This is a genomic window from Ferroplasma sp. Type II (genome assembly GCF_000496155.1).
On the sequence record NZ_KI542841.1, the window covers coordinates 1 to 6,944 of the forward strand.

General features: G+C 33.5%; 6 protein-coding genes. 5 read left to right on the forward strand and 1 reads right to left on the reverse strand.

Annotated elements, in window-relative coordinates:
• Nucleotides 1-365: 365 nt before the first annotated feature.
• The 4 genes from AMDU4_RS13630 to AMDU4_RS13645 all read left to right on the forward strand — a co-directional run bounded on the left by AMDU4_RS13630 (nt 366) and on the right by AMDU4_RS13645 (nt 5,251).
• Entirely contained in the window at nt 366-1,589 is a 1,224-nt protein-coding gene (locus AMDU4_RS13630) for a glycosyltransferase (protein WP_021788510.1), read from the forward strand.
• Nucleotides 1,590-1,909: 320 nt separating this feature from the next.
• Entirely contained in the window at nt 1,910-3,058 is a 1,149-nt protein-coding gene (locus tag AMDU4_RS13635; RefSeq protein WP_021788511.1) for a glycosyltransferase family 4 protein, read from the forward strand.
• A gap of 49 nt (nt 3,059-3,107) precedes the next feature.
• A complete protein-coding gene (locus tag AMDU4_RS13640) occupies nt 3,108-4,163 on the forward strand; it encodes a GDP-mannose 4,6-dehydratase (RefSeq protein WP_021788512.1) in 1,056 nt (351 codons plus the stop codon).
• A complete protein-coding gene (locus tag AMDU4_RS13645) occupies nt 4,160-5,251 on the forward strand; it encodes a DegT/DnrJ/EryC1/StrS aminotransferase family protein (protein WP_021788513.1) in 1,092 nt (363 codons plus the stop codon). The genes AMDU4_RS13640 and AMDU4_RS13645 overlap by 4 nt, the downstream gene beginning before the upstream one ends.
• A 13-nt stretch (nt 5,252-5,264) precedes the next feature.
• On the opposite strand, the gene AMDU4_RS13650 is transcribed toward AMDU4_RS13645, so the two are convergent.
• A complete protein-coding gene (locus AMDU4_RS13650) occupies nt 5,265-6,401 on the reverse strand; it encodes a glycosyltransferase family 4 protein (protein WP_021788514.1) in 1,137 nt (378 codons plus the stop codon).
• 147 nt (nt 6,402-6,548) lie between these two features.
• Here AMDU4_RS13650 and AMDU4_RS13655 point away from each other — a divergent pair, with 147 nt between their 5' ends.
• Nucleotides 6,549-6,788 carry a glycosyltransferase gene (locus tag AMDU4_RS13655; protein ID WP_021788515.1) on the forward strand — a complete coding sequence of 80 codons (240 nt, stop codon included), beginning with the start codon at nt 6,549-6,551 and terminating at the stop codon, nt 6,786-6,788.
• Nucleotides 6,789-6,944: the final 156 nt, after the last annotated feature.

Here is a 6,944-nt window from a genome sequence, read left to right on the forward strand (position 1 = left end):
ACAGATTTGAATATGGCTGGACCTCCTCGCATTTCTGTATTTGCATGCCCAAGAAATAATGCAGTTCCCATTCTCGTTAATCAATACTATATATAAAATATGTTAGGTACTAAAGGTTAAATTACTACCTCCCACAACTTTATCGTTTGGCATCACATTTCAAAGGTTGATGGTATATTCTTCACAGGATTGGGTTCCTTCATGTCATGTCATCTACCTAGTTGTAAGAACACATCTAGAGTAACATGCTATTCGTAAGAATAACAATATATGTTTCTATGGTTTAATCCCGTCTCTTAAGGCATGGAACTTATCGATTATAATTAATAAACAATGATTAAATATTAATTTTAAATGCATGGCTATTGAGGATCGCCATTTTTGCCAATGGGATATTGTTTAATAAAGTAGGAGGAGCGCAGAAGCACATGCGTGAAGTTATAGAAAGATTTCCACAGTTTTATGACATAGTTTATTTTCCGGAGCCTCAAACCTATCAAGAAAAAGGATCATGCGATTTTGAATATATAAAATATCTAAATACCATCAATATTAAAATTAGCGAATATTTCATTAATTTTTCCGGAAAAGAAGTAATTATGCAAGATATTATTGAACATTATAGCATGGAAATAGAAAATTGCGATTTTATATATGATTTGGATTTTCAATATTATGCTGAAAATTTCAAATATGGAGGGGAGTTATCACTAACACTAAGTAGGAGAATGGGTAAGAAAATGGGTGTCTGTCTTCAGGACTTAGGGGATGTGAATATGCACTTTTTCCATGAGCTGTACTCGGGTTTCGCATTATCGTTAATTGCACCACGTTTATCATTGTTTGTAGCTGGTATATCTATATATGACTATATAAATAGAAAATTGACATTAAAAAAACTAATAAGTAATAAAAATCTTGAATTTATATCCATAGTCAATAATTCCTATAAGAAAAATATGCACATTCAATTTAAAAATGTCTATAGGCTAGAACCCTCAAATGCACTGGACACTAAAATTCAAAAATACCGTGGGATGGCAAAAGAGAATAAAATCATATTTTTTGCAAGATTGGTGTATAGAAAGGGAATATTTGATTTTATTCGTGTTGTAAAAGATATTACAAAAACTTCTGATGTGAAGGTTATCATTGCAGGGGAATTCCAACACAAATTCGAAAAAACTTATTTTTTCACCCTTTTATCAAAATATGATCTTAATGAAAGCGTGAAATATCTGGGTAAACTCACGGATGATGAATTATATCAAGAATTATCAACTGCAAGCTTAATGATCTATCCTTCCCATAGTGATTCTTTTTCACTATCTATATTACAGGCCATATACTTAGGAACACCTGTTGTAGCCTATGACATTGCAGGAATTTCACTGTATAAAAATTTCAGTTGTGTTAAACTCGTTAAGGAATTTGATATAAGAAAAATGGTGGAAATTTCACAAAATATACTGAGTAATAAGAATATCAGCTTTAATGATGCCACTCTAGATGATTTCATTAACCAGCATCAAGATTGGTTTAATGTTGCTAATGCCCACAAAAAGATTCTTGACGTACATCTACAGTGAGAGGAAAGACGCATTACGGTAGATTAACACACAAAAATCTTATATTTAACCAATAGCATATAATCAACGTCGTTGGACCCTATGTCGCTTATATGTGGTCAGATAAATAATAATTTCTTATCATTTTTATTAGTTCAAATATGCTATTTTTGACCCAAACATACGTGTGTGCAAAGTTTGCACATACATCATAAATGTTGTATTATCCCGTCTTTTCAGTAAGAAATTACATATAAAATAAATATTCGTCCAACGGTATATAATCGCCATAGGTTGGACCGAAAAAGTATTAATAAGCATCTTCCATATCCAACATTATTATGGCAAAATTTATTCTTTACCTGCCATACTCAGAATTTATTGACAAGTATATACACAAGGCACTTGGAGCTATACCCATAGGTTTCAGAGATATAGGATTTGACTCACAAATTATTGTAGGAAAAATGGAATCAGAGGAATACAGGCATCTTGGCATAAAAATTCACGAAACAAATAATTTAGATTCCAAATATGTAGTTACCGATAATAGAAAGATGCATATTATTCCAAGATTGCTAAATTTTCTTAATTTTAACGAATTGATAGCCGTTTTTAAAATTCTGAGAGAAGAAAAACCCGATATTATAATAGCATTTAACAACTCAACATTAACCGGTCCTATAATGCTTATATACACATTATATTGCAAAATATTTAAGGTAAAAAGTAGACGTATATTGAAACTTGATAATGATGGGTCCGAGCTTTTACACATGAAAAAATTACGAAAAAAATTGATATATTTATATTATGTCGGCTTATCTTTTGTTTTCCAACGCATTATTACAGAAACCAGCTGCGGATATCAAATTTTCATGGATACTCCAAGAATTAAGAATAGGCTGAGAGTAGTTCCAAATAGTGTATCAAATGATTTTCTGAAGAGATATGACGAGGTTAATAAACAAAAAAATATTATCACTGTATCTAGAATTACACCTGATAAAGGATTAGATATTTTAATTAGAGCATTTGCTTCCATAGTAAAAACAAATCCGAATTGGACTCTAGAAATAATAGGCGAGGTTTCAGATTCTAACTATTACAAGGAACTATTGCAGCTAATAAATGAAATAGGAATATCAGAGAAGGTAAAATTTCTTGGGCTCCTCACAAGAAAACAATTAATAGAAAAATACAGAAATTCTTCTATTTTCTGCCTTGCATCAAGGCATGAAAGCTTTGCAATAAGCAGGCTTGAGGCAATATCTCTCGGAATGTATGTCATTACTACCACAGCTGGGTGTGCAAAGGATTTTAGCCAATATGGAGCTTATATTGTTCCTATTGAAGATATTAAGGCACTGGAAAGAGTCATAAGAGATGGAGTAAAATTCTTTGAATCTGGAAAGCCAAATACAACTAATAATAAAAAGATACCTTCATATTCGGATCTGGCTTCCATAATATCTGACGTTAATTTTTAACTGACACTTAATGTAAAGAATTTTATATACGTCGAATAAATGCTTTATAATGAAATCGGCTTTGATCACAGGCATTACCGGGCAAGATGGCGCTTATCTGGCCAAATTGCTTTTAGAGAAAAATTACAAAGTTTATGGGTTATACAGAAGAATTAGCACTCCAAATTTCTGGAGATTGCAGGCTCTGGATATCTACGACAAGGTAAATTTAATATCCGGGGACCTTTCTGATTTATCATCAATTCTCAATGCGTTCAAGGCTTCTGACCCAGATGAGGTTTACCATCTTGCAGCCCAGAGCTTTGTTGAGGCATCCTTCGAATCCCCTTTGGCTACAGCCGAGGTTACCGGCCTCTCAGTAACAAGGATTCTGGAGGCTGTTAAACTGTACTCCAATAAAACCAAAGTTTATTTTGCAGGCACAAGCGAGATGTTTGGTTCATCCTATAATGGCAAGCCACTGACTGAAAATGATCCATTTAACCCCATGAGCCCATATGCGGCTGCCAAGCTTTATGGTTACTGGATATCCAAAATTTACAGAGAGGGATATGGCATTTTTATTGCTTCGGGAATACTTTTCAACCATGAATCCCCACTGAGGGGCATGGAGTTTGTCACAAGAAAAATTGCCAATGAGGTGGCTAAGATAAACCTTGGGCTTGAAAAAAAGATACATCTTGGGAATATCAATGCAAAGAGGGACTGGGGATATGCTCCTGAATACGTTGATGCAATGTATACAATGCTTCAGCAGGAAAAGCCCGATGATTTTGTAATTGCAACCAATGAAACGCATACGGTAGAGGAATTCATAAAATATGCATTTGATTACATAAAGGAAGATTATGCAAACTATCTTGAAATAGATAAAAAATTTATCCGCCCACTGGATGTTCCTACCCTACAGGGAGACTATTCAAAGGCCAGGGATATCCTGAAATGGGAGCCAAAAACAAAGTTCAGGGAGCTGGTAAACATGATGGTTAAAACAGAAATTGACAGATGGAACAGGTATATGGAGGGAGAAAAATTCGCATGGGATGTTCCGAATTATCCAAATGAAAACAACCTTCTAAAAACTTACAGGGGTAATGTAAAATGATTCCAGTATCTGAACCTGATATAGGTGAAAGGGAGATAGAATATGTTGATGATGCTGTCAGGTCGGGATGGGTAAGTTCACATGGCGAATATATATCAAAATTTGAGAAGGGATTCAAGTCTTACATAGGGACTGAATATGGCCTAACTACCTCTAACGGCACAACAGCCCTCCATCTTGCCCTGTCGGCTATAGGGATTAAGGAGGGGGATGAGGTTATTGTGCCGGATTTAACCTTTATCAGCCCTGTGAATGCAGTATTGTATAACAGAGCCACCCCAGTTTTGTGTGACATTGACAGGGATAGCTGGTGCATAGATACTGAGAAGCTGGAAAGGTTAATAACTAAAAAGACTAAGGCAATAATAGTTGTGCATCTCTATGGGAACTCTGCTGATATGGACAGGATTATGGAGATAAAGGAAAAGTACAATCTTTATGTAATAGAGGACACTGCTGAATCACTTGGAACCGAATATAAAAAACAAAAACTGGGCTCATTCGGGGATGTTGGATGTTTCTCATTTTATGGAAATAAAACCATGACAACGGGGGAAGGTGGATTTTGCACGACCAATAATGATGAGATATATCAAATGATGTCAATTCTCCGGGACCATGGAATGACACCAGAGAACAGGTACTGGCATGAGTACATAGGATACAATTATCGAATGACAAACTTGCAGGCAGCACTGGGAGTTGCACAGTTAGAACGGCTTGACTATTTTATCAGCAGAAAAAGGGAAATTGCTGCGAAATACAAAAAATACCTGGAGGCTTATGTGACACCACATCCCACCGGTGACAATTATAATGGCACATACTGGTTATATTCCATACTGGCTAAAGATAAGAATGAAATGAAACTGCTAATAGATTTTCTTTACAGAAAGGGCATAGACACGAGAAGATTCTTTTACCCTGTGCATTTAATGCCCCCTTACATCCAGTTAAATAAAGGAGATTACAGATTCAGTGTAGACATATCTGAAAGGGGCATAAATTTACCAAGCAGCGTTAAGCTGTCCTCTGAGGATATATCCTATATCTGTGAATCCATAGAGTCCTTTTACAGGGCACATTGAAAATATATTTTATCTATTTTTGATTTTCATAGAAATCTATTGCTTTAATGAAATCTTCATACGTTTTCCTAATGTCATATTTCATTGCGGTTTCTATGGCAGATTCTGAAATTTTCTTAAGATGTATATCTTTATTCATTAACTTATTAAATTGAGTGAATATTCCCCTAGGGTCTCTGGATGGCACCAAAAAGCCATCTTTACCGTGAGTGATGACAGTTTCGGGACCACCACATCGAGTAGATATTGATATACATCCTGCTATCATTGCTTCTATAAGTGGTTCTGAAATTCCCTCTTCTAGAGATGGTAATAAAAAGAATCCTGCTTTACAATATAGTTGTTTAAGTTCTCTTTGAGATATATTATAATGAAATTCTATGAAATTTGGCAAAGGATTACTATAATCGCCGAAACCAACAATAGACAAATTTGGGTATTCTTTATTAATGAGCCTTAATGCCTCAATTGCATATTCCGCACCCTTTACTGCATTAGACCTTAAAGGCACAAGAATCATATTTGTGTTCTTATTGTCAAAAGTTGTTGTACATTTATATTCATCAAGACTTATACCTTCTGTTATTAATGGAATGTTGATACCAAATTTTTTATTAAGGAGAGGGTTGGCAGATATTTTATTGCTAATTTTATAGGCAGTTTCTAGGTATTTTAGGTTTTTGACATTGCTATTTTTTATATCAACTGAATAATCGTGATAAAGCAAAAAATAAAAATTCTCAACGTTTTTTGTTTGATCCGGTACCAAAATTCCCCACCAATAACTAGTTACTAGCCTTTTTATGTGAACATTAGGTAATTTATAATTTGAAATAAAGATATTGATTTTTGGATTTAAATATGTATTAGAACTTCTCTTCCTAATTTTTAAATAGACTTTAGAAAATATTTTACTATAAAGTACTTTAGCTATTTCGATCTTTAAAAATAATTTAACACTATTCTTTCTAGAAAATCCGTAAAATGAAGAAACTGAGGCATAAGACATATAAAGTATGCCCACGTTCCAACCGTCGGCCGCCAATGAATTTGAAAGAAAATCAATTTGTTTATTCACAGCTCCAGAAGAATGATTAAAAGGTTTTCCCCACGTAATAAATAGATAATCCAATTCTTTCACTTTCTTCATTAAGCATGAATTAAGTTACATTATATAAATTAATCACATTTATTTTGATTATAATATTTTATTTAGCATGAGAAGTAGTTTACACTGTGGAAAATAAGTATCATTATTTATACAGTATGTTTTAATACATTTAAAAAATTCACTTTGATGAAATATTCTATATGCATATCCGTTTATAACTCAGAAGAAATAGTAGAACAGTTTTTAACTCCCTTACTAAGCACTAATTATGAAATTGTGGTTATTAACGGAGGTTCTACTGACCGGACAGGTGATTTACTTTCCCAATTTAATCAAAGAATAAAGTTGATAAATCAAAAATGTACAAGAGGAATGGGCAAGAGGAATGGGCAAGAAATTGTCAATAGAAAATGTCATGGGAGATAATGTAATTTTGATAGATTTCGAGATAATGTAATTGTTTTACTGTAAATTTAAAATGACTCTTTGCAATGTCAAAATTAAAGTGATAAAAATGACACAAGCAAAGAGTCAATTAATAAGTATAGAAGAATTAATAAAGCTTTTCGTTGAAGATAGAAA